The sequence below is a fragment of the Streptomyces sp. NPDC111507 genome, from assembly GCF_055638955.1.
In genome coordinates this window covers 122811-147581 of the sequence record NZ_JBVKBU010000017.1, presented here as the reverse complement: position 1 = coordinate 147581, position 24771 = coordinate 122811, and the positions used below count along the sequence as shown (strand labels likewise).

At 71.1% G+C, this 24771-nt stretch carries 18 protein-coding genes; 5 read left to right on the top strand and 13 right to left on the bottom strand.

All coding sequences use genetic code 11. The features are described 5' to 3' along the window. Nucleotides 1-25: 25 nt before the first annotated feature. From ACZ7M2_RS42740 to ACZ7M2_RS42730, 3 genes are read right to left on the bottom strand one after another with little or no spacing between them, the layout of a single operon-like run. Nucleotides 26-895 carry an ABC transporter permease gene (locus ACZ7M2_RS42740; protein WP_471599925.1) on the bottom strand — a complete coding sequence of 290 codons (870 nt, stop codon included), beginning with the start codon at nt 893-895 and terminating at the stop codon, nt 26-28. Then, nucleotides 892-2442 (bottom strand): DUF1349 domain-containing protein, encoded by a 1551-nt coding sequence (locus tag ACZ7M2_RS42735; RefSeq protein WP_471599924.1) that lies wholly within the window; start codon nt 2440-2442, stop codon nt 892-894. The genes ACZ7M2_RS42740 and ACZ7M2_RS42735 overlap by 4 nt, the downstream gene beginning before the upstream one ends. Then, nucleotides 2439-3383: an ABC transporter ATP-binding protein gene (locus ACZ7M2_RS42730; RefSeq protein ID WP_471599923.1), complete on the bottom strand. Its 945-nt coding sequence runs from the start codon at nt 3381-3383 to the stop codon at nt 2439-2441. Before ACZ7M2_RS42730 ends, ACZ7M2_RS42735 begins: the two co-directional genes overlap by 4 nt. Nucleotides 3384-3541: 158 nt before the next feature. Between ACZ7M2_RS42730 and ACZ7M2_RS42725 the strand changes: the two genes are divergently transcribed. Further along, nucleotides 3542-4732 carry a sensor histidine kinase gene (locus ACZ7M2_RS42725; RefSeq protein ID WP_471599922.1) on the top strand — a complete coding sequence of 397 codons (1191 nt, stop codon included), beginning with the start codon at nt 3542-3544 and terminating at the stop codon, nt 4730-4732. After that, on the top strand, nt 4729-5532 hold the full coding sequence (locus ACZ7M2_RS42720; RefSeq protein WP_471599921.1) for a response regulator: 804 nt from the start codon (nt 4729-4731) through the stop codon (nt 5530-5532). Before ACZ7M2_RS42725 ends, ACZ7M2_RS42720 begins: the two co-directional genes overlap by 4 nt. Here ACZ7M2_RS42720 and ACZ7M2_RS42715 read toward each other — a convergent pair whose 3' ends face one another. Then, nucleotides 5533-6579 carry an FUSC family protein gene (locus ACZ7M2_RS42715; RefSeq protein WP_471599920.1) on the bottom strand — a complete coding sequence of 349 codons (1047 nt, stop codon included), beginning with the start codon at nt 6577-6579 and terminating at the stop codon, nt 5533-5535. Between the two features lie 60 nt (nt 6580-6639). Here ACZ7M2_RS42715 and ACZ7M2_RS42710 point away from each other — a divergent pair, with 60 nt between their 5' ends. Next, nucleotides 6640-7095, top strand: coding sequence for a MarR family winged helix-turn-helix transcriptional regulator (locus ACZ7M2_RS42710; RefSeq protein WP_471599919.1), 456 nt, complete (start codon nt 6640-6642; stop codon nt 7093-7095). 41 nt (nt 7096-7136) lie between these two features. Here the strand turns inward: ACZ7M2_RS42710 and ACZ7M2_RS42705 are convergent, their stop codons facing one another. Both ACZ7M2_RS42705 and ACZ7M2_RS42700 read right to left on the bottom strand, forming a co-directional pair. After that, nucleotides 7137-8480 (bottom strand): hypothetical protein, encoded by a 1344-nt coding sequence (locus ACZ7M2_RS42705; protein ID WP_471599918.1) that lies wholly within the window; start codon nt 8478-8480, stop codon nt 7137-7139. A 150-nt stretch (nt 8481-8630) separates the two neighbouring features. Then, nucleotides 8631-11648: a glycoside hydrolase family 3 protein gene (locus ACZ7M2_RS42700; RefSeq protein ID WP_471599917.1), complete on the bottom strand. Its 3018-nt coding sequence runs from the start codon at nt 11646-11648 to the stop codon at nt 8631-8633. A gap of 362 nt (nt 11649-12010) precedes the next feature. Between ACZ7M2_RS42700 and ACZ7M2_RS42695 the strand changes: the two genes are divergently transcribed. After that, entirely contained in the window at nt 12011-13879 is a 1869-nt protein-coding gene (locus ACZ7M2_RS42695; protein WP_471599916.1) for a ricin-type beta-trefoil lectin domain protein, read from the top strand. Nucleotides 13880-14349: 470 nt separating this feature from the next. On the opposite strand, the gene cimA is transcribed toward ACZ7M2_RS42695, so the two are convergent. The 5 genes from cimA to ureA form a co-directional block, all read right to left on the bottom strand. Beyond that, the gene (gene cimA / locus ACZ7M2_RS42690) at nt 14350-15954 is read right to left on the bottom strand and encodes a citramalate synthase (protein ID WP_352049380.1); all 1605 of its coding nucleotides are present in this window, start codon (nt 15952-15954) and stop codon (nt 14350-14352) included. 637 nt (nt 15955-16591) lie between these two features. Next, entirely contained in the window at nt 16592-17128 is a 537-nt protein-coding gene (locus ACZ7M2_RS42685) for a TetR/AcrR family transcriptional regulator (protein WP_471599973.1), read from the bottom strand. Nucleotides 17129-17208: 80 nt separating this feature from the next. Further along, nucleotides 17209-18246, bottom strand: coding sequence for an agmatine deiminase family protein (locus tag ACZ7M2_RS42680; RefSeq protein WP_471599915.1), 1038 nt, complete (start codon nt 18244-18246; stop codon nt 17209-17211). A gap of 14 nt (nt 18247-18260) precedes the next feature. Further along, complete coding sequence (locus tag ACZ7M2_RS42675) at nt 18261-19937, bottom strand: urease subunit alpha (protein ID WP_471599914.1); 1677 nt, start codon at nt 19935-19937, stop codon at nt 18261-18263. Next, nucleotides 19934-20644, bottom strand: a complete 711-nt coding sequence (gene ureA / locus ACZ7M2_RS42670) for an urease subunit gamma (protein ID WP_471599913.1) — start codon at nt 20642-20644, stop codon at nt 19934-19936. Before ureA ends, ACZ7M2_RS42675 begins: the two co-directional genes overlap by 4 nt. 143 nt (nt 20645-20787) lie before the next feature. Here ureA and ACZ7M2_RS42665 point away from each other — a divergent pair, with 143 nt between their 5' ends. After that, a complete protein-coding gene (locus ACZ7M2_RS42665; RefSeq protein ID WP_471599912.1) occupies nt 20788-22221 on the top strand; it encodes a cytosine permease in 1434 nt (477 codons plus the stop codon). Here the strand turns inward: ACZ7M2_RS42665 and ACZ7M2_RS42660 are convergent. Together ACZ7M2_RS42660 and ACZ7M2_RS42655 are read right to left on the bottom strand one after the other, a co-directional pair. Further along, complete coding sequence (locus ACZ7M2_RS42660) at nt 22168-23550, bottom strand: KamA family radical SAM protein (protein ID WP_471599911.1); 1383 nt, start codon at nt 23548-23550, stop codon at nt 22168-22170. The genes ACZ7M2_RS42665 and ACZ7M2_RS42660 overlap by 54 nt on opposite strands. Before the next feature lie 5 nt (nt 23551-23555). Beyond that, the gene (locus tag ACZ7M2_RS42655) at nt 23556-24626 is read right to left on the bottom strand and encodes a hypothetical protein (protein WP_471599910.1); all 1071 of its coding nucleotides are present in this window, start codon (nt 24624-24626) and stop codon (nt 23556-23558) included. Between the last annotated feature and the right edge of the window lie 145 nt (nt 24627-24771).

Genomic DNA, 24771 nt, shown 5'->3' with positions numbered 1-24771 from the left:
GCCCGGTGGGCCACGGATTTCCCGGCTACGCGTCCCGGCGTGTGAATATCGCGCCGCTCACCAGCAGCACCCCCAGCGCGTAGGCCGCCAGCACCCCCAGCCCCGGCCAGGGGCCGATCGGCAGGCGGGCGAGGTCCTTCGTCGCGCGGATGGCGAGACCCGCCGGTATGGGGGCCCAGCGTTCGAGGCGGTCCTTCCAGGTGGGTGAGCCCAGGAGGTCCGACATGAGCGGGACCACGTAGAGGACTCCCAGGCCCGTGGTGATCGCCGCCGCGCTGTCGCGGAGCAGGACCGCCAGCCCCAGGCCCAGGAGGGCTACGAGGATCAGGCAGAGGGTGGAGCCGAGGGCAGCCCGGAGGGTGGGGGTGTCGGTGAGGGAGAGGAGGGGGTAGCCCGCCCCGGGGGTGAAGCCGTTGGCCGGGAGAATCCAGCGGGCCGTGGCGAGGGAGGCGAGGATCGCCGTGCCGGCCGCGATACCCGTCGCCGCGGCCAGCACCGCCGCCTTCGACGCCAGGACCGTCGCCCGGCGCGGGATCGCCGTCAGCGTCGTGCGTACCGTGCCCGTGCCGTACTCCGCCCCCATCGACAGGGCGCCCAGGACGAGGACGGTCGCCTGGCCGAGCCACACACCCGTCAGGGCGAGCTTCACCGTGTCCTCGTGGCAGGCCGCGGCGCTCGCGCACTCCCGGGTGCTGACCGAGGACACCGCGGCCGTGCCCACCGCGAAGGTCAGGGCCACCGTCGCGGCCAGCAGCAGCCAACTGCTGGGCAGCGTACGGAGTTTGGTCCACTCGGCGTGGAGTGCGCGAAGTGCGGACTGTGTGTGGAGTGGAGGATGGGGTGCGGGCCCCGCGGGGTGGTGGTGGGCGCCGAGTGCCGGCCTCGCACGCCTCATACGTCCCTCCTGCGCAGGCGCCAGGCCGCGAGGGCGAGCGCCACGGCCGCGTACGCACACAGCACGGCGAAGCCGTTCCACGGGGCCATGGGGTAACAGCCGCTCTCCGGCAGACAGTTGTGCTGCACCTGGGGGTAGTACGCCTTGCCCTGCTGGACCGCGAAAGCCGCGGCCGGCGTCGCACGCAGCAGCCACTGCCCGACCGGGAGCGGAAGAGCGAAGGCGAGGATCTGCGGCAGGATCACTAGGACCACGACGGCCGTGATCGCGCCCGCGCTGTTGCGGAGTATCGCTCCCAGGGCGAGGGCGAGGACCGCCACCAGGGACAACAGTGCCGCGCTGCCCACCACCGCCCGCAGGGCGGGTGAGTCGAGGAGTGACAGGTCGGGGTAGGCGGGTGGCGCGAAGCCCTGGGAACGCATCGTGCGCTGGGCCAGAAGGAAGGCGATCGCCACGGCCGGCAGGCTGACGGCGAAGGTGATGCCCCCGATCACCAGGCCTTTCGCGGTGAGGACCCGCACCCGGCGCGGGGTCGCCGTGAACGTCGTACGGATCATGCCGCGCTTGTACTCGGTCGTGATGAACAGGGTCCCCAGGGCGACCATGAAGAGGACGGCCACGAAGACGCCCTGGAAGCTCATCTGGACGGTGTCGCTGCCGGTCTCGTCGGGGGCGATGTCTCCCTGGCCGGTGAGGGTGTAGACACCGGTCGCGGAGACTGCGGTGGTGCCAGGCTCGGCGCGGGCGGGGCCGGATTGCGGGGTGTCCGGGTCGTTCGGATCGGGGGCGCCCACGTCCGTGCTCGTCCAGGCGGCCGAGCCGGTCGCGGTGGCACCGCTCAGGGCCAGGTGGTCGAAAGTCGCCCCTGCGGTCGCGCTACCGGCCGTCTCCGACGTGCCACCGAACGAGCGGCGCAGATTGTTGTGCAGAGGTGAGGCGACGAACAGGCCCGCCTGTGCCGTGTTGGGCAGCTCCGGCAGGGTGACCGCGCCGACCTTGGTCCAGTGGGCGCCGTCGGAGGACTCGTATCCGGTCAGGCGGGTGCCCGAGCGGGTCATGCGCAGCCAGTGGGGGGCTGTGCCGGAGGCGGCACTGCCCGCCTTGTCGTGTGTGAAGTTCCACTGGAGGCGGACGCCGTGGTCGGGAGTGAGCATCAGGGCCGCGTACGGACTGCCGGCCTTCGTGCTCGCCTTGACCAGCACGCCGGCCTTCGCCCACGGCTCCGGGTCCCGGCCGCCGCCGCCCTTCAGGTCGGACACGCGGACCGTCACGCCGCCGTTCGCCGGGAGGGACTGGTGGACGTAGTGGAAGGTGTCGTTGACGCGGGTGCCGTCGGGCCCGACGGTGAGCGGGTGCTCGTTGGAATCGTCGACGGAGCCGCTCGCGGCGAGCTGGGAGATGGCGACCGTGACCGCGGCCACCACGACGAGGGCCAGCACCCACACGCGTACCGTCCAGAACTTGCTCCATTCCGCGCGCAACAGGCGCCCGAATCCCTCGCGGGCGGGCTTGAGCGAGGAGCGGTAGGGAGTGAAGGTCGAGGTCATCGGGTCACCTCGCCGTCCGTCACGTCCGGAGTCGACGTGAACTCCGCAGCGTCCCTGGTGAGCTCCATGTACGCCTCCTCCAACGAGGCCCGGTGCGCGCCGACCTCGGCGAAGGGGACGCCGGCCGAGGCGAGCAGCGCGACGATCCGCTCCGCGGGCAGACCGGTGACCGTGAGGGTGTCGGCGCTGGTGACCGCGGCCGTGCCGCCCTTTCGGGTGAGCAGCTCCATTGCCTCCGTGCGGGCGCCCGTACGCAGGGCCACGCGGTCGCCGGACGCGGCGGCGAGCAGGGTGGCGACGGAGGTGTCCGCGATGAGGCGGCCACGGCCGACGACCAGCAGGTGGTGAGCGGTGTCCTCCAGCTCGCTCATGAGGTGACTGGAGACCAGGACGGCGCGGCCCTCCCCGGCCAGTCGGCGCAGCAGGCCGCGGATCCACTGGATGCCCTCGGGATCAAGGCCGTTGACTGGTTCGTCGAGCAGGAGCACCGGAGGGTCTCCGAGCAACGCGGCCGCTATGCCCAGGCGCTGGCGCATACCGAGTGAGTAGCCGCCCGCGCGGCGGCGGGCGGCCTGGTCCATGCCCACCTGTTCGAGCACCTCGTCGACCCGGCGCAGGGACAGCCCGTGCGAGTGCGCCAGCCAGCGCAGATGGTCGCGTCCGCGCCGGCTCGGGTGCAGGGCTGCCGCGTCGAGGAGCGCGCCGACCTCCAACAGCGGTGACCGCAGGGCGTGGTAGGGACGGCCGCCGATGAGGGCGCGCCCCTCGTCGGGAGTGTCCAGGCCGAGCACGGCCCGCATGGTGGTGGACTTGCCCGCCCCGTTCGGACCCACGAAACCGGTGACCTGTCCCGGCCGGACGGTGAAGGTGAGTCCGTCGACCGCGACGGTCCGCCCGAACCGCTTGCGCAGGTCCTGGACTTCGATCGTTGCATCGCTCATGCCAGCGAGATTAGGGACGGGCGGGCCTCGGCGTCGTCCCGCCACGGAGCCGTCTTCGGCGCCCCTGTCACGAGGGACGGATCGTCGGCCGGGTCCCTCGTGTGAGGGAGAAACCCCAGGGTGACGCGCCGCGGCGCGTCCGACGGCACAATGGCGGCATGGGCGAGGACACGGCGCGACACGGCGAAGGAATCGCGGGGGTACGGAAGTTGCTGCGGCACTTCCCCGCCTCCGTGACCTACCCGGTCGCCCTCGCACTCCTCGCCTGCGCCGAGGTCCTGATCCGACTCGGGGGCCTGCGCGAGAACCTGTCGCTCGCCCTGCTGCTCGGGGTCTGCACCACCCTGCCGCTCACCTTCGTGCTCGGCACCGACCGGGTCCTGCCGGCGCGGGCCGGGGCCGCCGTGGCCGTGACCTCGGCGGGCGTGCTGGCGCTGGCGCCGTTCCGCACCCTCACGCTGGCGGGGGTGGCGGCCCAGCTGGCCTCGGTGTACTGGCTGGGACGGGCGGGGGCGCCCCGGCTCAGCGGAATACTCGTCGTGCCGTACGTCGTGCTGGCCCTCGTCAGTCAGGACGACCTCACCACCCGGGTGATGGCCGTGCTGGTGGCCACGCTCGCCTCGGCAGCGGCCGCGACGGGCATCACGCACCACGTCCGCAGCGCCGCGCTGGCCCACAGCGCGACGGAGCGGGCCTTCGCGGACACGCTCCTCGCCCACGCCGCACGGGGTGAACGGGCGCGCATCGCACGGGAGTTGCACGACGTGGTCGCGCACCACATCTCGATGATCGCCGTGCAGGCGGAGACGGCCCGTCTGACCACGGCAGGGCTCCCTGCCGACGGCGCCACCCGGCTGCTCGCCATCGGGGACACCGCACGGAGCGCGCTGACGGAGATGCGGCGCCTGCTGGGGGTACTGCGGGAGGACGCCGACACGGGGGTCAACCGGCGTCCGCAGCCGGGGCTGCGCCAGCTCCTGGAGCTCGTCGACGAGTCCCGGGACGCCTCCGGATCCCGTACGCGGCTGATCGTCAGCGGGCCGGTCGCCCCGCTCGACCCAGGCATCGAGGTCACCGCGTACCGGATCGTGCAGGAGGCCCTCACCAACGCCCGCCGGCATGCTCCGGGTGCCGCCGTCGACGTCGAACTACGTTACGCGGAGGACGACTTGGCGATCCGTGTGCGCGACAACGGGCCGGGGCCCGCGTCCCCGACCGCCGGGCACGGCCTGCTCGGCATGCGCGAGCGGGCCGCCACGGTCGGCGGCACCCTGCGCACCGGTCCGGCGCGTGGCGGTGGCTTCCTGGTCGAGGCACGGCTCCCGGTGCGGGCGGAGGCTCTCGTATGACGACAGCCGTAGAGGCCTCGGAAGCCGAAGGACGGGTCCCTGCCGTGCGGATCGTGGTGGCCGACGACCACGAGGTGGTGCGCGCCGGGTACGCGGGGCTTCTCGCCACCCAGGCGGACTTCACCGTCGTCGGCACGGCGCGCGACGGCGCCGAGGCGGTACGGGTCTGCCGGGAGCGGCGTCCCGACGTGGTCCTCATGGACGTACGGATGCCGGTCATGGACGGGATCCAGGCCACCGCCGAGCTGATGGGGCCGGAGGCCGGGGACGCGCCGCGCGTGCTCATCCTCACCACCTTCGACCTGGACGAGCATGTGTATGACGCACTCGCGGCCGGGGCGAGCGGGTTCCTGCTGAAGGACGTGACGGCGGAGCGGCTGTTCGACGCGGTACGGGTCGTGGCCGCCGGGGAGGCGCTGCTCGCGCCCGTCATCACCCGGCGGCTGATCGCCGAGTTCGCCCGGCTCAAGCCCAGGGCGCCGACGGGGACGGCGCTCGGCGTGCTCACCCCGCGCGAGACGGAGGTGTTGCGGCTGCTGGCGGAAGGGCTGTCCAACCCGGAGATCGCCGCGCGGCTCCAGGTGGGCGAGGAGACGGTGAAGACCCATGTCAGCCGGGTGCTGTCCAAGCTGGGGCTGCGCGACCGTACGCAGGCGGTCGTGACGGCGTACGAGACGGGGCTGGTCGTGCCGCGTGCGGCGGCTCCGGAGGCTGTCGGGCGGCAGGATCCGCGGGGGGAGGGCGAGCGCGGGACGAGACCGAGAGGGGAGGGACTGCGTGGACAGGGGTTGCGGGGTTAGTCAGGCGGGGCTGGGAGCCGGTGCCCGGCGGCGTGGGATCGGCAGAACGCAGCAGGCCGACGCGACCGCCAGGACCGCGCCGACCGCGATCGCCCCGAGACGGGTGGGCAGCAGGTCCTGCGCGTCCTGGCCGCAGTAGCCGAGGAGGAGGGAGAGGGCGGTGGTCATGCCGGCGGCCCAGTAGGCGTAGTTCAGCGGACGGAGCCACAGGGCGACGGCCAGTACGGCGAAGATCAGGACGACGGAGGTCCGGCCGGTGATGCCGGCGGCGGCCACCGCGGTGGCGAGCAGTGTGCCGGCGCAGGCGCCGACCAGGCGTTCGACTCCCTTGCGTATGACGTCGGCGCGGCCGCGGTTGCCACTCGCGACCACGTACACGGTCAGGACCATCCACGGCCAGTGGTGGTCGAAGAGGAGCCGTCCGAGGGTGAAGGCAGCGGCGACGGCGGCGGCCATCTGCCACGCCATGCGGGTGCTGGGGACGGGGCGCAGTCGGGAGGCTCGTCGGGGGCGGTCCGGTTCCGGGTCGGGGCGCCCGGGGCCGAGGCGGTCGGCGGACATCTGGACCAGCCAGACGCAGCCGCATGCCAGCAGCCCGATCACCGCCGACCAGCCCCAGTTCACCAGCGCGCTCTGGGCCCCGGGCGGCAGCGCGGGGCCGGGGACGACGAGCAGGGCGACCAGCGGCAAGGTCATCAGCGTGCCTGCCTTCGTCGCGGCCGGGCCGAAGCGGCGGATCCAGATCGGCAGGGAGATGGCGAGGGTGAACACCGCGGCGCCGAGTGCGTAGTGGTCGGCGATCAGGTGGCCGAGCAGGGTCGCCGCACCGGCCAGGGCGGGCAGCAGGACGCAGGCCATGAGGCGTCGGCGGGCATCGGCGGTCCGTTGGGTGCGGGCCAGGGTGAGGGTCAGCGCGACCGCGAGGACGAGGACGTCCGTGTGCAGTGCGGCGGCGTCCTCCAGCCACAGGGCGAGGGAGTAGGAGAGCAGCACGGCCGTCATGGTCAGCGCTGCTTCATAAGCATTGCGTATGTGTTTGCCGGGCATAGTGCCGATGGTAGGGGGATTTGGAGTGATAGTTAGTAAGTTTTAGCTTACGATGGACGGATGGATCATCTCTCCTATGCGGCCCAGGTCCGGCGTGGTGTCGTCAGGCTCAACCGGCGGCTGCGGCAGGAGCGGGGCGAGGGCAGCCTCAGTCCGAATCAGCTGGGGGTGCTGGGACACCTGCGTCGGCACGGGGCGGCGACGCCCGGCGAGGTCGCGGCGGCCGAGCGGCAGCGGCCGCAGTCGTTGACCCGGGTCTTCGCCGAGCTGGAGTCGGACGGGCTGATCGCGCGGACGGCCGACAGCGCGGACCGGCGCCAGTCCCTGCTGACGCTCACCGCGGAGGGGCTGCGGGCGCTGGGGCATGACATGGCTGAGCGGGATGCCTGGCTGGCGGAGGCGCTCGGCACGTTGAACGAGACCGAATGTGAGGTGTTGCGACTGGCGGGGGCGCTGATGGACCGCCTTGCGGATACCGAGCCTCGGGGGACCTCGTCAGGGACGGCCGCACCGTAGGAGCCTTTGTCCGGGACGGCTGTGCTGGAGAAGCCCTCGTTTCAGAAGCCGCCGCCGAAGTCTCCTCCGCCGCCGCCGAAGTCGCCGCCGCCGTCTCCGAAACCGCCGCCGAAGTCGCCGGGGTCGAAGTCGGAGCCGGAGACGTCACCGCCGCCGTAACCACCGAAGTCCCCGTAACCGGAGCCGTAGTCGGACGCGTAGGAGGGGGTGGCCATCACGCTGCCGAGCAGGGTGCCGACGAGGAGGCCGGGGAGCAGGCCGCCACCGAAGTAGCCGCCCGCCCAGGGGCCGTAGGCCGGGCCGGCGTCCCAGTACGGGCGGCGGCCGTCATCGGTGTCGACCTCGCGGACCGCCGGGGCGCGGCCGTCCGCCAGACGGGCCTGGTCCGCCGCGCAGACCGGGACCTCGCGGGGGGCGCCGCCGGCCGGGGTCCAGGTCGCGTCGGCGACCGACGGGCCGTGTCGCGGGTCGAAGAAGCAGGGGGCGCGGCGTTCGGGCAGGGGCCTGCCCTCGCGACGGGCGGACAGGAGCGCGAGGGAGAAGCGGCCGTCCTCCAGGGACTGGGTGACGGCGCGTACGTCCTCCGGGCGGCGGGCCGCCGCCATGGACGACTTCGCCTGTTCGTAGGCGTCGAGCGCGCGTTCGTAGTCGGCGCGCATCGCGTCGTCGGCGCCGGCCTCGGCGGGGTGGAAGTCGAGCCGGTCGAGTTCCTCGCCGAAGGCGGTGATGTCCTCGTCGACGACCACGCGGAGTTTGTCCAGTGCTTCCTGTTGTTCCCACTCTTTGCGGCGGCGGTTGCGGCGCACGAGGGTGTAGGCGCCCGCGCCGCCGGCCACGGCTACCGCGGCCACCGCGATGAGGGTGCCGGCGGAGACGCCGTTTCCGTCGGCCGAGCCCCAGCTCTTGGGGGCCGAGCCGTTGATGTTGGCCAGGGCGCGGTCCGTGAAGTTGTTCAGCTGGGCCTTCGTGGGTTCGCCCTTGACGCTGGTGACGAGGTTCTGGACGGCGGTGCGGGGCATGACGGCGGTGTCGGCGCGGGCGTCGAAGCGGGTGCCCAGTCTGATGGCGTACAGGCCTGTGATGCCGGTGTCGGTGCGGAGGTTCTGGAAGAGGTTCTGGGTGGGGAAGTCCGCGGGGAGGACGGCCACGAAGACGGGCTTGTTCGCGTTCTTGATCTTCTTGGCCAGGGTGTCGGCGTCCGCCTTGGAGAGTTGCGCGGAGGCTGCCGGGTCCACGTAGACGGGGCTCTTGCGGAGGGCTGCCGCCACTGTTCCCACGTCTGTGGTCGCGTGGGCGGGGGGTGCGGTGAGAGCGAGTGCCGTGAGGGCGGCGAGTGTCAGCGCGATCAGCAGTCCGGGGAGCCCTCGGATCAGTGCGGCCTTCATATCTCCGAAGCTACCTGAACGTGCGTAAAACTGGGCATTGGGGTTGGTGGGGATGGGGTGCCCCCAGGGGGCGGGGCGAAGCCTCGCCCAGGGGCGCGGGGAACTGTGCGATCAGCCCCCCACGCCCCGCCGCACATCAGCCTCTGGCCGTCATCTGGCTCGGTAGGCCTGCAGGAGTTTCGTCAGGGCCTGGGTGTAGTGGGCGGTCAGGAGTAGGTGGTCGGCTTCTGCGAAGGGTTTGGCGAGGGCTGGGGTGATGGTTGAGCCTGTGCTCTGCTGGACCAGGAGGCGGGCCTTGGTGACCGCGGCGCGGCCAAGTCGTGCTGAGCCGGTTCGGTCCGCGGTCCGGGCGAGAAGGGTGAGGGCCTTGAGCGTGGCCTCGCCGCCCCCGGGGACCTTCGTGAGTGTGGTCAGACCCCAGCCGTAGGGGAACTGGGGATCGTAGGACGCGTCGCCGACGTTGATCGGGAGTTGGGTCTCCGACTTGGGCCAGGTGACGGGGAGCTGGCCGGTGAAGGCGCGCTTGCCGTACAGGACGTCCGCCACGCCGTCGCCCTCCGTGCCGGGCAGCCACGAGGCCACCAGGGCGTCGATCCCACCCAGGCGGTCGCCGATGAGCTGCGGGCGGCCCGAGACGATCAGGACCGCGCACTTCATGGCCGCGCACACCTTGTCCACGGCGGCCTGGTCGGCAGGGGTCAGAGCGAGGTCGTTGCCGTTGCCCACATCGCCGACGCCCTCCGCGTAGGGGGTCTCGCCCACGACGACCACACCCACGTCGTAGCCGGACGTCGGGGCTGAGGCGTCCTTCGAGTAGGTGACGTCACCGCCGGCGTTCCGCATGCCCTGGAGGATCGTTGTACCGTCCGTGTGCTTCCCGGACGCGCCCTGCCAGGTGATCGTCCAGCCGCCGGTCTGGTTGCCGAGGTCGTCGGCGTTCGAACCGGCCACGTACACCTTCTGGGACTTCTTCAGGGGCAGCACGCCGGCCGCGTTCTTCAGGAGGACCTGGGACTTGGCCGCCGCCTCGCGGGCGACCGCCCGGTGGCCGGCGGAGCCGATCTGTGCCGCGCCGCTCGTGTCCGCATACGGCTTCTCGAAGAGGCCGAGTTTGAACTTCTGGGTGAGGATGCGGGACACGGCGTCGTTCACCCGCGCCTCGCTGACGCGGCCCGCCCGTACCTCGTCGACCAGCGTCGTGCGGAAGTCCTTGTAGGCGTACGGAACCATGATCATGTCCAGGCCCGCGTTGATCGACGTACCGACGTCGGACGCGTAGTCGCCGGGGATCTGGTCGATGGCCTGCCAGTCGCTGATGACGAATCCGTCGAAGCCCATACGGTCCTTGAGCACGCCGTTGATCATGTCCGCGCGGGCGTGCATCTTCACCGGGCCCTGGCCGTCGCCGAGGATGTCGAGGGAGGAGTAGGACGGCATGACCGAGCCGATGCCACGGTCGACCGCCGTCTGGTACGGCGCCAGGTGGACGGCCTCCAACTGCTGCCGGGTGACCTTCGTGACGCCCTGGTCGATGGTGTACGAGCCCGTCGTGGACGAGCCGTACTCCGTGCCGCCGTCGCCGACGAAGTGCTTGGCCGTGGCCAGTACCTTGTCGTTGTCCTTCAGGTCCTTGCCGTTCGCGGCGCCCTGGAGGCCCTGGATCATCGTCTCCATGGACTCGACGAGCGCGGGGTCCTCGCCGAAGGACTCGTAGGAGCGGCCCCAGCGTTCGTCGCGGGTGACGCAGAGGCAGGGGGCGAAGTCCCAGGGGATGCCGGTGGCGCGCACCTCGGCCGCCGTCACGGAACCTGTCCGCTCCGCCAGCTGGGGATCACGGGTCGCGCCGATGCCGATGTTGTGCGGCATGATCGTCGCGCCGGTGAGGTTGTTGTGGCCGTGCACCGCGTCCACGCCGTAGATCAGCGGGATCTGGAACCGTGTCGCCTGCGCCCGGAGCTGGAAGGCGTCGATCATCTTCGCCCAGGCCTCGGGGGTGTTGGGCGCCGGGGTCGAGCCGCCACCCGACAGGAGCGAGCCGAGGTCGTACGTCGCGATGTCGCCCTGCGCGGTGAGCGCGCCGCGTTCGGCCTGGGTCATCTGCCCGGCCTTCTCCTCCAGGGACATGCGGGACACGAGGTCGGCGACCCGGTTCTTCACGGGCAGTTTCGGGTCCAGGTACGGCAGGCCGTGGGCGTCGATGACGATCTGCGGGGTCTCGGCGGGGGCCTTCGCGCCGGTGACCGTGAGCTTCAGGGGGATCGTCTCGGCGGGTTCGGCCGACTTGTCGCGCAGCGTCGGGACCTGGACGGTGCGGGAGGTACCGGAGGCCGTGCCCGCCGGGAAGGTGATCTCGCCCTTGACCGGCGTGTAGTCCTTACCGGGCTCGGCGGTGCCGCCCGCGCTCTCGTAGGCGACGGTCACGGGTTCGTCGATCGGGGCGGCTCCGGTGGTGGCGACGGAGAGCTTCACCGTCGCCGTCGCTCCCTCCTTCACCGGGTGGACGGCGGAGTCGGCGGTGACGGAGGCGCGCAGGGACTGGTCGGCCTTGCCGTACAACTCGACGTCGTCCATGGCGAACCGGCCCTTGACGCCGACCGGGAGCGTGAGGGCGTACCCCCACATCTGGGTGAGGCCGAGGACCTGGTCGATGCCACCGACGGGCTGGTAGTCCGTTCGGTAGGTGAAGTCGGTGAAGGGGATCTCGATCTGCTTCCAGCCGGTGAAGTCGTCGGTGAAGGACGTCGTCCACAGCTCGGAGGCCTCGCCGTTGGCACCGCCGTCCTTGATCTCGAAGGCGACCTTCTTGGCGTTGTTCTGGCCGTCCCACCAGAAGCGGATGCCCTTGTGGGCCGACCAGTCGTGGGCCGGCTGGTCGAAGGCGAAGTCGTGGGTGAAGCCGCCGTAACCGCTGATGTCGTAGGTGCCGGAGAGGACCTTGGCGCCCTCGGGGGCGTCGGTACGGGTGGTCAGGGCGAGCGCGGGCGGGTCGTCCGCGTCACCGCCCCAGGTGAACAGGCCCCCGGCGGGGGGATTGGCGAAGGGGACCTCGCCCTCGAAACGGTCGACGGGGACGGGGGCCGGTTCGTCGGCCGTGGCCGCTCCGGCCGAAAGGAGCGGCAGCAGCCCCGTGAGCAAAGCGGCGGAGGCGAGCAGGGCGGTTCTTCGCATGGACCTTCCCTCGACTCTACGTAGTCCCTGTAATACCTGGTGATCCTGGTGATCCCTGACTGGATGCCTTGCTGGATGTCTTGCTGAATGTCTGGGTCAATGCCTGGCTGACTACCTGGCTGAATACCTGACGGCGTCTCTTCCGGTTGGTCTCTTACGGCTTAGATCACGGCGTGAGTTAACTGGCGCCCCGGGAGGCCGTCAAGACTTCACGTCAGAACCGGTACACGGGCAATGTGCGGCCGGATCAGGGCAGTTGTTCTTTCACGCTCTGAACGCGAGACCCCTTGACGTGGACCCGAAGCCGTCATTTACTCACGGCTCGCACGCCCCCTCCCCCACACCCAGAAGGGCGACGCGTCATGAGGAGATCCACTCGGGCGGTCCGTTTTCTTCTCGCCGGACTGCTCACCACCGCCGGACTGACCGCCGTCACGGCGGCGCCCGCGCACGCCGCGGGCGAACCCGTCACGGCCTGGCTGACCACGACGGACGACGACGGCGGACGCCATGTCGTCCGCGGGCTGCAGGCCCAGACGCCGTTCGCCTTCCAGGCCGGTACCGGCGGCGGCGGCGAGAACATCACCGTCGACGAGAACACCCGCTACCAGACCTTCACGGGCGGCGGCGCGTCCTTCACCGACACCGCGGCCTGGCTGATGAACAGCAGCGGGGCGCTGTCGGGAGCCACCCGGGACGCGACGATGCGGAAGCTGTTCTCGCCGACGGAGGGCATCGGGCTCTCGTTCCTGCGGAATCCGATGGGTGCGTCCGATCTCGCCCGGTACGGGTACACGTACGACGACGTGCCGGCTGGGCAGAGCGATCCGTCCCTCTCGTCGTTCTCGATCGCGCACGATCTGGCCGACGTGGTGCCGCTGACCAGGCAGGCGCTCCAGCTGAACCCCTCGCTCACCGTGATGGCCTCGCCGTGGACGGCGCCCGCCTGGATGAAGGACAGCGGGCAGCTCAACGGGGGCTGGCTGAAGGCGGAGGACTACGGGGCGTACGCCTCGTACTTCGTCAAGTACCTCCAGGCGTACCGGGACCAGGGGGTGCCGGTCTCCTACGTCACGGCCCAGAACGAGCCGACGTGCTGCTCGGGGTATCCGTCGATGAGCTGGAACGCGTCGGGGCTCGCGTACTTCACGAAGAATGAGCTGCTGCCGAAGCTGCAGGCCGCGGGGCTGTCCACGAAGGTGCTGGCGCACGACTGGAACTGGGACGTGTACGACTCGTACGCCGCCCAGACCGTCGACGACGCGGCCGTGCGCGCGCATCCGAACTTCGGCGGGATCGCCTGGCACGGGTACGGCGGGGACGTGGGCAAACAGACGAGCGTGCACAACCAGTACCCGGGGGTGGACGCCTTCGGGACCGAGCACTCCGGTGGCACCTGGATCGCCAACCAGCAGCGCGAGGACATGCTCAACATCGTCGACTACACGCGGAACTGGGCGAAGTCGGTGACGAAGTGGTCGCTGGCCGTCGATCAGAACCGGGGGCCGCACAACGGGGGGTGCGGGACGTGCTCCGGGCTGATCACCGTCCACAACGGGGACGGGGCGAGTGGGCAGGTCGACTACACGATCGAGTACTACACGATGGGGCAGTTGACGAAGTTCGTGCGGCCGGGGGCGCAGCGGGTGGCCTCTACGGCGAGTACGTCCGTGCCGAACGTGGCGTGGCGCAATCCTGACGGTTCCAAGGCGCTGATCGCCTACAACGACTCCTCGTCCGCGAAGACCGTGACCATCAACTGGGGCTCGCAGCACGCGACGTACTCACTGCCGGGGAAGACGTCCGCGACGTTCACCTGGGCTGGGGAGCAGGTCGGTGGGGGTGGACAGACGGGGGCGTTCGTGGGGCTCGCGGGGAAGTGTCTTGATGTGGCCGGGGGGTCGTCGGCGAACGGTACGGCGGTTCAGCTGTACGACTGCAATGGCTCGGACGCGCAGCGGTGGACGGTGGCGGGGGACGGGTCGGTCCAGGCGCTGGGCAAGTGTCTCGACGTGACGTCGGCGTCCACGGCTGACGGGGCGAAGGTTCAGCTCTACGACTGCAATGGGACCGGGGCGCAGCGGTGGTCGTACAACGGGTCGACGGGTGACGTGGTCAATTCGGCGGCGGGCAAGTGTCTGGATGTGACGGGCAACTCGGCGGTGAATGGGACTCGGACGCAGATCTGGTCCTGTACGGGGGCGGCCAATCAGAAGTGGGCGCTGCGCTGACAGGGCTCGCCCGCTTTCCTCGCCCCCGCCGCCCCTACCCGACCCATCCCCAGGGGCTCCGCCCCTTCAACCCCGCCAGGGGCGCTGCGCCCCCTGGACCCCCGCACGGCCTGAACGGCCTCGTCCTCAAACGCCGGACGGGCTGAGTAATACGGGCCGCGGTGGGTGGGGGGACCAGGGGGTGGGTGGGGCATCGGCCCCAGGCCTCGTTCTCGAACGCCGGACGGGCTGGGGTGGGTGGGGCATCGGCCTCCGGCCCCGTCCTCGCACGCCGGACGGGCCGAAGGGCGCGGGCCGGGGTGGGTGGGGGGTAGCTCCTCCGGCTCAGCCATCGAGCGCCGGACGACCCGGGGTCTTCAGGGGCGCGGGGAACTGCGCGACCAGCCCCCGACCGGCCGTCGGACGAACGGATCGGCCGGGCGGGGGAGGCGGGGCGCAGCCCCCGCCCGGGGGTCCAGGTGGTGGGGCGGCTACTCCGCCGGTTCTACACCCGCGCGCAGCAGGCCGTACGTGTACGCGTCCTCCAGCGCCTGCCAGGACGCCGCGATCACGTTCTCCGCGACGCCCACCGTGGACCACTCCCCCGCGCCGTCGGACGTGGAGATGAGGACGCGGGTGGTGGACTGGGTGCCGTGCTTGCCTTCGAGGATGCGGACCTTGTAGTCGACGAGCTCCAGCTTGGCGAGCTGGGGGTAGATCTTTTCGAGGGCGACCCGCAGGGCACGGTCGAGGGCGTTCACCGGACCGTTGCCCTCCGCCGTGGCGACGATGCGCTCGCCCTTGGCGAAGAGTTTGACGGTGGCTTCGTTGGCGTGGGTGCCGTCGGGGCGGTCCTCGACGATCGCGCGCCAGGACTCGACCTGGAAGTACGAGCGGGCCCGTCCCTCCGCCTCCTCGCGGAGCAGGAGTTCGAAGGAGGCGTCCGCCGCCTCGTACGTGTAGCCCTTGAGCTCGCGTTCCTTGACGCGTTCCACGACACGGCCCACGAGTTCGCGGTCGCCGCCGAGGTCGATGCCGAGTTCCTTGCCCTTGAGCTCGATCGACGCGCGGCCCGCCATGTCGGAGACCAGCATCCGCATGGTGTTGCCGACCTGCTCGGGGTCGATGTGCTGATAGAGGTCCGGGTCGACCTTGATCGCGGAAGCGTGCAGGCCCGCCTTGTGGGCGAAGGCCGAGACGCCGACGTAGGGCTGGTGCGTGGAGGGGGTGAGGTTGACGACCTCGGCGATCGCGTGCGAGATGCGGGTCATCTCGCGCAGGGCGCCGTCAGGGAGGACCTTCTTGCCGTACTTCAGTTCCAGGGCGGCCACGACCGGGAACAGGTTCGAGTTCCCGACCCGTTCGCCGTAGCCGTTCGCGGTGCACTGCACGTGGGTCGCGCCCGCGTCGACGGCGGCCAGCGTGTTGGCGACCGCGCAACCCGTGTCGTCCTGGGCGTGCATGCCGAGCCGGGCGCCGGTGTCGGCGAGGACCGTGGCGACGACCGCCTGGACCTGGGCGGGGAGCATGCCGCCGTTGGTGTCACAGAGGATGACGACATCGGCGCCCGCCTCCCAGGCCGCGCGGACGACCGCCTTCGCGTACTCGGGGTTCGCGCGGTAGCCGTCGAAGAAGTGCTCGCAGTCGACGAAGACCCGGCGGCCTTGCGAGCACAGGTGGGAGACCGTGTCGCGGACCATCTCGAGGTTTTCGTCGAGGGTGGTGCGCAACGCGAGTTCGACGTGCCGGTCGTGGGACTTGGCGACCAGGGTGATCACCTGGGCGCCGGAGTCGAGAAGGGCCTTGACCTGCGGGTCCTCGCTCGCCTTGCCGCCCGCGCGGCGGGTGGCGCCGAACGCGACCAGCTGGGCGTGCTTGAAGTCGATCTCCTGCTGGGCGCGGGCGAAGAACTCGGTGTCGCGTGGGTTGGCGCCGGGCCAGCCGCCCTCGATGAAGCCCACGCCGAAGTCGTCCAGGTGCCGTGCGATGGCCAGCTTGTCCGCCACGGTGAGGTTGATGCCCTCACGCTGCGCACCGTCGCGCAGGGTCGTGTCGAAGACGTGGAACGAATCGTCGAGCTCGCTGGTTTCGGTCATGGTGTTCGGCTCCTGATGTCGGATCTCGGTCTGTACCGGAATGACCGGCTCCACCGTCCTCCAATGATCCCTCGCGCTCCCTTCCCGGCTTGAGGTGGGCCAGGAAAACGAAAAACCTCTCGCGGGTGCGAGAGGTCTGCGCGCGGGTCGAGGACGACGATGTCCGCCCGTACGTGGTGGTACGTGGCGGTCACTGCGGACCGGCGCGCCTGCTGCCAATAATCATGGCGAACGAGAGCACGGGGGCAGTCTGGCACATACCGCCCCCATGCTCACGGGTCGTCTCAGGATGCGAGCCGCGCCGTGGGCTCCGGGGAGGGTTACCGGCCGGGGCCGACCTGGTTGAGATCCAGGCCGCGGGTCTCCCGCATGACAGGGTGACGGTCAGCGTCGGGGCGGTCTTGCGGCCCGGGGGTCCCCCGCGCCCCCGAGGCGTGGGGGAGGTCGGCGATCGGCCGAGCAGCCGGCCGCCGACCGGGCGCATGAACAAGGCGCGGCGCTCTCGTCCCGTGAGTGCCGTGAGGGCGGTGAGGGCGGTGAGGGCCATGAGCCGAAACGTGCCCGCTGATCACTGCCGCGAGAAGGGTGCCTCACGTCTGGTTCATTGCGTTCATGGCGTTCATGGCACGAGTGACGGTCAGCGCAGGGATTCGTCCAGGAACTCCCTCACGTGGCGCAGGATCCGCGCTCTGTCCGTGCCGCGCAGTCCGATCGCCACATGGATGGAGAAGCCGTCGAGCAGGGCCCGCAGCCGGGCGGCGCAGCGGTCCGGGTCGACCGGCCGGAACTCGCCGCGCGAGACACCCTCGGCGAGCAGCGCGACGAGGTCGCGGTGCCAGGCGCCCTCGATGGCGACCTGCCGCTCGCGGGCGGCGTCGTCGGCGTTCTGCGAGCGGTTCCAGACCTCCAGCCAGAGCGTCCAGTGCGGGTCGCGGTGGCCGTCGGGGACGTACAGGTCGACGTACGCGTCGAGCCGCTCACGGGCGGTGCCCCGGGCGGCGAGCAACCGGCCGCGCTCGGCGCCGAGCCGCCCCTCGCTCCACTCCAGGGTCTGCAGCAACAGCTCGTCCTTGGAGTGGAAGTAGTAGAGGAGATGACCACTGCTCATGCCGACCTCGCGGCCGAGCGCCGCCATGGTGAGCTTCTCCAGACCGCGCTCGGCGATCATGTCCATGGCGGCTGCCAGCACGTCCTCGCGCGGAGGCGCGTTCTTCCTCCGCGGCGTGCTGTCCCCTGCCACGTGCGACTCCTGGTTCAGATCCTCGGCTGCTGCTGGGTGATGCAGTGGATGCCACCGCCTCCCGCAAAGATCGTACGTGCGTCCACCAGTGTCACCGTCCGCTCGGGGAAGAGCCGTCGGAAGATGCCGGCCGCGAGCTCGTCGCGCGGGTCGTCGAAGCCGCACAGGACCACGCCGCCGTTGCAGAGGTAGTGGTTGATGTAGGAGTAGTCGGCCCAGTGGCCGTCGGCCTCCAGGATCGTCGGGGCCTGGACCTCGACGACCTCCAGGCGGCGCCCGTGCGCGTCGGTCGCGGCCTTGAGTAGGCCGATGACCTCCTTGGTCACCTCGTGGTCGGGGTGCGCCGGGTCGGGCTGGGAGTGCGCGACCACGACTCCGGGGCGGGCGAAGGCGGCCACGATGTCGACATGGCCGAGCGTGCCGAAGCCGTGCGGGGGGTAGTCGCCGCTCAGCCCGCGCGGCAGCCAGATCGCCTTGCGGGTGCCGAGGTGGGCGTGGATCTCCGTCTCCACCTGCTCGCGCGTCCAGTCGGGGTTGCGCTCGGGGCCGAGTTGCACGGTCTCGGTCAGGAGCACGGTTCCCTCGCCGTCGACGTGGATCGCACCGCCCTCGTTGACCAGCTTCGAGGCGTACGTCTTCGCCCCCGCGAGGTCCGCGACATATGCGCCGATCCTGGCGTCGTTCTCCCAGCGGGCCCACTCCTGGGCGCCCCAGCCGTTGAACGTCCAGTCCACGGCGGCCAGTTCACCCTTCCCGTTGGTGAGGAAGGTGGGGCCGATGTCACGCATCCAGGCGTCGTCGAGTTCGCGTTCGACGGTGTCGACGTCCGGGCCGAGCAGCGCCCGGGCCGCCTGCGACTGGCCCGGCCCGCACACGACCGTCACCGGTTCGAACCGGCGGACCGCGCGCGCCACCGCCGCCCAGGCCGCACGCGCCTCGGCGAGGTCGTCGGGGTTGTCGAAGGTGGGGTTGGGGCCCGGCCACGCCATCCAGGTGCGCTCGTGCGGGGTCCACTCTGCGGGCATCCGGAAACCGTCGGTGGCAGGGGTCATGACGTGCACCTTCATCACAGGAAGTAGAGGCGGTTGAGGGAGACCGAGTCGGCGGGCTCGGAGCGCAACGGGTCGCCGTCGAGGGTGACCAGGCCGGTGCGCTGGTCGACGTCGACGGATCCGGTACGGGAGTTGAGGCGCAGGTCGGCGGGCCCGATCCCGCGGGTGCCGCGCACGGCGACCCGGCGTCGGCGCGTCGGCATGAGGTCGTTGCCCTGGTCGAGCGCGGCCTGGGCGACGAAGGCCACCGAGATCTCGGCGGGCGTCGCGCCGTGCGCCCCGAACTGCGGCCCCAGGACGAGCGGTTCGCAGGTGTCGGTGGCGGCGTTCGGGTCGCCGACGACGCCGTACGCGGGGAAGCCGGACTTGAGGACGAGCTGTGGCTTGGCGCCGAAGAACTCCGGGCGCCACAGGACGATGTCGGCGAGCTTGCCGACCTCGATCGAGCCGACCTCGTGGGCGAGTCCGTGCGCGATGGCCGGGTTGATGGTGAGCTTGGCCATGTAGCGCAGGACGCGCTCGTTGTCGTGGTCCACGTCCGCCGGGGCGCCGCGCTCGGCCTTCATCTTTCCGGCCATCGCGAAGGTGCGGCGTACGGTCTCGCCCGCGCGCCCCATGCCCTGCGCGTCCGAGGAGGTGATCCCGATCGCGCCCAGGTCGTGCAGCACGTCCTCGGCGCCCATGGTCCCGGCGCGGATCCGGTCGCGGGCCATGGCCGCGTCGCCGGGCAGGTCGGTCTTCAGGTCGTGGACGGAGACGATCATGCCGTAGTGCTCGGCGACCGCGTCCCGGCCGAAGGGCAGGGTGGGGTTGGTGGAGGAACCGATGACGTTCGGGACCCCCGCCATCTTCAGGACGTTCGGCACGTGACCGCCGCCGCAGCCCTCGATGTGGAAGGCGTGGATGGTCCGGCCTTCGAGGACGCGCAGGGTGTCCTCGACCGACAGGCATTCGTTCAGCCCGTCGCTGTGCAGGGCGACCTGGACGTCGTGCTCCTCGGCGACGCGCAGGGCGGTGTCGAGGGCGCGGGTGTGGGCGCCCATGTCCTCGTGCACCTTGAAGCCGCTCGCGCCGCCCTCGGCCAGGGCCTCGACGAGGGGGGCTGCGTCGGAGGACGAACCCCGGCCCAGGAAGCCGATGTTGACCGGCCAGGCGTCGAAGGCGTTGAAGGCGTGGCGCAACGCCCAGGGCGAGTTGACGCCGACGCCCCACACCGGCCCGAACTCCTGGCCGATGATCGTGGTGACGCCGGAGGCGAGCGAGGCCTCCATGATGCGCGGCGACAGCAGGTGCACGTGGGTGTCGACGGCTCCGGCGGTGGCGATCAGTCCCTCGCCCGAGACGATCGACGTCCCCGTACCGACCACCACGTCGACCCCGTCGAGGGTGTCGGGGTTCCCGGCCCGCCCGATCGAGCAGATCCGCCCCTCGCGGATGCCGATGGAGACCTTGCGGATCCCCTGGGCCGCGTCGATCACCACTACGTTGCTGATGACGACGTCGCAGGTCTCGCGGACGGCGGCGGCCTTGAGGTGCAGTCCGTCGCGGGCGGTCTTGCCGAAGCCGGCGAGGAACTCGTCGCCGTATTGCTGGGCGTCGGACTCGACGCGGATGGTCAGCCCGGAGTCACCGAGGCGGACGCGGTCGCCGGCGCGGGGCCCGTGGGTGGCCGCGTACTCGTACGGATTCATCGCGGCTCAGCTCCTTGCGTTTCCCCGGCGTCCCCAGCTCCGAGGTATCCGCAGGCGGCGGCCCTGCGCAGGGCCTCTTCCCTGGCCCCGGGCGCGTCCAGCGGCCCGTCGACCAGTCCCGCGAAGCCGATGGCGATCCGCTCACCGCCGATGGGCAGCAGCCCGACCTCGAAGCTCTCCCCCGGCCCGAAGCGCACGGAGGACCCGGCGGGGACCGCGAGCCGCATCCCGTAGGCCGCCGCCCGCGGGAAGTCGAGCCGCGGGTTGGTCTCGAAGAAGTGGAAGTGCGAGGTGACGGAGACGGGCACGGTCGCGGTGTTGGTGACCGTCAGCCGGACGACCGCGGCGGGCTCGGCGTGCGCCGGCCCCGGCAGCAGCGCGCCCGGCGCCCGCTCCCCCAGCCCGCCCCCGAGGGGGTCGCTGACGACCGCGAGCCGGGACCCGTCGTCGAAGACGGCCTCGACGTGCACCTCGGTGACGACGTCGGCGACGCCCGGCAGGACGTCGTCCGGGCCGAGCACCGCCCTGGCCGCCGCGATCGCCTCGGCGAGCCGGCGCCCGTCCCGGGCCGCCTCGCACACGGTGTCCGCGATGAGGGCGGTCGCCTCGGGAACGTTCAGCCTGAGGCCCCGGGCCCGGCGGGCACGGGCCAGCTCGGCGGCCCCGAAGAGCAGCAGCCGGTCACGTTCCGTGGGGGTCAGTCTCATGTCCGGGCACCTCCTTGCCTTCCTCGATTTAGAGCACCACTCTAAACACGAGATTCATGGAACGGAAACATTGACATCCAGAATCTGGTCAAAGACATTGAACGTCGCTCTAACTCTCAGGCGGCCGTCGAAGGAGACCAGCCATGCCGATCGAACAGCGCGGAGTCGACACCATCCCCGACGAGGAACGGACCAGCGGGCCGGGGGACCTCGTCTCGATCCTGCTGGGGTCGAACCTCTGTCTCGGCGTGATCATCTTCGGCTGGCTGCCACCCTCCTTCGGGCTCGACTGGTGGTCGTCGGTGAGCGCGATCGTGGCGGGCACGGTGATCGGAACGGCGCTCACCGCGCCGCTCGCGCTGGTGTCGCTGCGCACGGCGACGAACCTCTCCACCTCCTCCGGCGCCCAGTTCGGCGTGCGCGGACGGCTGGTCGGCTCGGTCGTCGGGCTGCTGCTCGCCCTCGGCTACACCGCGCTGACCGTCTGGATCGGCGGCGATGTGATGGTGAGCGTGCTCGGCCGCCTGTTCGGGCTGCCGGCGAACGGACTGTCGTACGCCGTCGTGTACGCCGTCCTCGCCGCCGCCACCGTCGCGGGCGCGGTGTACGGCTACCGCGTGCTGCTCGCGATGTCCCGGGTCCTCGCGGTCGGGATGACCGCGCTCCTCGCGCTCGGTGTGCTCGCCTACGCGCCGCACTTCACCACCGCCGCGCTCCCGGAGACCGGCGGCTATCTGCTGGGCTCGTTCTGGCCGACCTGGCTGCTGGCGGCGGTCGCGGCGGGCCTGTCAGGACCGATCGCGTTCATCACCCTGCTCGGCGACTACACGCGCTACATCTCCCCGTCCCGGCACTCCTCCCGTACGGTCCTGCACGCCACCTGGCTGGGCCTGATCGCCGGGCTGCTGGTCCCGCAGCTCTTCGGCACCTTCACGGCGTACGCCGCCCGCGCGGCCCTCGACTACGCGGGGCCGCTGGTCTCCGCCTCCCCCACCTGGTACCTGGTCCCGCTACTGCTCGCAGCCTCCGCGGGGTCGGTCGGCAACGCGGGCCTGATGCTGTACTCCATGGGCCTGGACCTCGACGCGATCCTGCCGAAGGCCTCGCGCGCCCGGGCGACCCTCACGGTCGCCGTCGTCGCCACCGTCTGTGTCTTCGTCGGCCACTACGCCTGGAACGCGCAGTCCGCGATGACGTCCTTCGTCCTTCTCCTGACCGCCATCGGCACCCCGTGGGCCGTCATCACCCTCATCGGCTTCGCCCGCTGCCGCGGAATCTACGACCCGGACGCCCTCCAGGTCTTCAACCGCCGCTCCCGGGGCGGGATCTACTGGTACCGAGCCGGCTGGAACGTCCAGGCGACGGTGGCCTGGGCACTGGGCGCGTTCGCCGGCCTCCTCGCCGTCTCCCTCCCGTCGTACCAGGGACCGCTGCTGTCCCTCACCGGCGGAGTGGACTGCAGCTTCCTCCTGTCGGGCCTGGTCGGCGGCCTCGTCTACGTGACCCTCTCACCGAAGCGGGCCTCACACCGGGTCGAGGCCGGGCAGGAACTGGCTCGCGCCGAAAGCGGGCTTTAGGTCGCTGAACCAGGTGGCGTTCTCGTCGTACGCGGCGAAGAACGGGCGGCCCACCAGCTCCGGGTCGCGGGCCTGGATGAGGTGGAGCACGAAGACCTTCTCACCGGCCACCTCCGTGATCCCGTCCACGCACACCTTGCCCGGCATCGCCGACATGACGGGGCCGCGCACGGTCCGCGCGAGGCCGGACACCTGGGCGTAGGCGTCGCGGAAGATCTGGTGACCGCGGGCGAGCGGCACCCCGAAGTAGCCCTGCGGGCCGGTGTCCCGCTCCACGAACTGGTAGTACGGCACCGCCCCCAGCGCGGTCGTCTCGTTCCACAGTCCGGCCCACGCCTCGGCGCTGTCGTTGATGCCCCTGACCAGCGGCCCCTGACAGCGGATCACGGCACCCGTGTCACGCACCCGGCGCATCGCCTCCCGCACCACCGGGGGCCGCAGCTCCTGGGGATGGGTGAAGTGGGCCATCAGCGCGAGGTGGCGGCCGCTCGCGACGACCTTCTCGAAGAGGCGCAGCACGTCGTCGGCGTCGCGGTCGGTGAGGAAACGGTACGGCCAGAAGGCGAGCGATTTGGTGCCGATGCGGACCGACTGGACCGACTCGATCTCCAGGAGCGGTTCGACGTAGCGGCGCAGCACCTCGGTGCTCATCACCATCGGGTCGCCACCCGTGATGAGCGCGCTGGTGACCTCCGGGTGGGCGCGCAGATAGGCGGACGTGGCGCCGATGTCGTCGGTGGCGATGCGCAGGTCGGACTCGCCGACGAACTGGGGCCAGCGGAAGCAGTACGTGCAGTAGGCGTGGCAGGTCTGGCCCTGGCGCGGGAAGACCAGCACCGTTTCCGCGTACTTGTGCTGGAGGCCGGTGAGGCGCCGCCCCTCGTGCACGGGGACGTTGGCGTCGAGCTGGCCGGAAGGATGCGGGTTGAGCTTCATCCGGATCTCGTGGGCCGCGCGCAGGACGTCGGCCTTCGGGGCGTCCCGCGCCAGCAGCTCCGCCATCTGCCTGAGGTCGGGCTCGGGCAGCATCTCGGCCTGCGGGAACGTCAGCCGGAAGATCGGGTCGTCGGGCACGGCCGACCAGTCGATCAACTCGTCGACCACGTAGACGTTCGTACGGAACGGCAGGACGGCCGCCACGGCCCGCAGGGCGAGTCGCTCGGCGGGCGGCAGGGCCACGCGCCGCAGCAGGCCGTCCAGGTCACGGGGCGTGAAGGCGCGGAAGCGGGGGCTCGGGTGCGAAGACCGGGAGCTGGTGTCCGGAGACCGGAGGCTCGGGTGCGCGGAGCCGGGTCTCGCGGGCTGAGCGGGGTGGAGCGCTGAACTCATGTGTGCTATTCCCTGACCAGGACCAACGGCCGCAACTCGACGAAGGCGCCCGCCGACGCATCGTACTTCTCCGCGAAGCGCTGCATGAGCAGCCCGTGCAGCTCGCTCTCGTCGTCCACGACGATCAGCTCGTGCGCGCCGGAGGCGGTCAAGGCATCGCTGTAGGCGGAGAGTTGGTCGAGGCGGTGGCGGGCCATGTGCGACACGAGGTCGTGTCCGGCGACGTACAGGCAGTCGTCCACGTAGACGAAGCGGCAGCTGAACGCCCGGCGGCCGTCGGTCGCGTCGACGAGGGTCAGCGGCAGATGGGTGAATCGCTCCATCGGCTTGCTCTGCTGCCACAGCTCGTCGAAGCGTTGTTCGACGAAGGTGCCGAGCGGGGAGTGGACGGCGACCTCCAGCTGGACTCCCTCGCCGGACAGACGCCCGACGGTCAGGAAGGAGACCAGGGAGCGCTCGTCCCAGCGGTAGAGGGTCACGCCGGGGGAGGTGGAGCAGAGGCGTACCTCGAGGAGCTGACGGGAGTTCTCGTCGAGCCGGAGCGCGAACCGGTCGAGTGTGCGCAGGTTGCGCATGATGTCGCGGCGGATGTCGGCGCTCTGCTCGCCCAGTTCACGGCCGCGCAGGATGACCGCGAGGGAGTCAGGGTCGAGCAGGAGGATCTGCACGCGGGCGCCGTGCCCGGTGGCCGCCTTGATGCCGCGGAAGAGGCGCTCGGAGAACTGCGGGCCGAACACATTGGAGAAGGTGTCGAGGACCTTCACGTTCGAGGTCGAGCCGTAGACCTGGGCGCTGAACCACTCGTAGTCCAGCCGGGTGTGTTCGCGGACCCGGCCCTCCTGGGCGCGGCTGATCAGCGGGCCGATCACGAAGACGGTGACGACGACGCCGACGATGTCGGTGCCGAGGTTGAGGGTGAGGTTCTCCCCGTAGTTGTCCATCCGCGAGCTGCTCCAGAGGAGGAGGGCTGCGACGGCGGCGAGCAGGACGAGGACGGTGAGGCTCTGGGGGCGGCGTGGGGTGCGTAAGGTGCGCAGCAGCCAGCGCAGTCGTGGTATCGGCGACCCTGCGCTCACCTGCGCTCCCTCCGTGGCCGTGCGGGCACACGGGAGGGCGGCACGCTCCCCCCGTGGAATCTGTGGATACCCGTGTCACGCAGCCGCTACGCGTCGAACGAACCGCCGGTCCCCGCACTCCTGTTGGGGAGAGGGGGACCGGCGG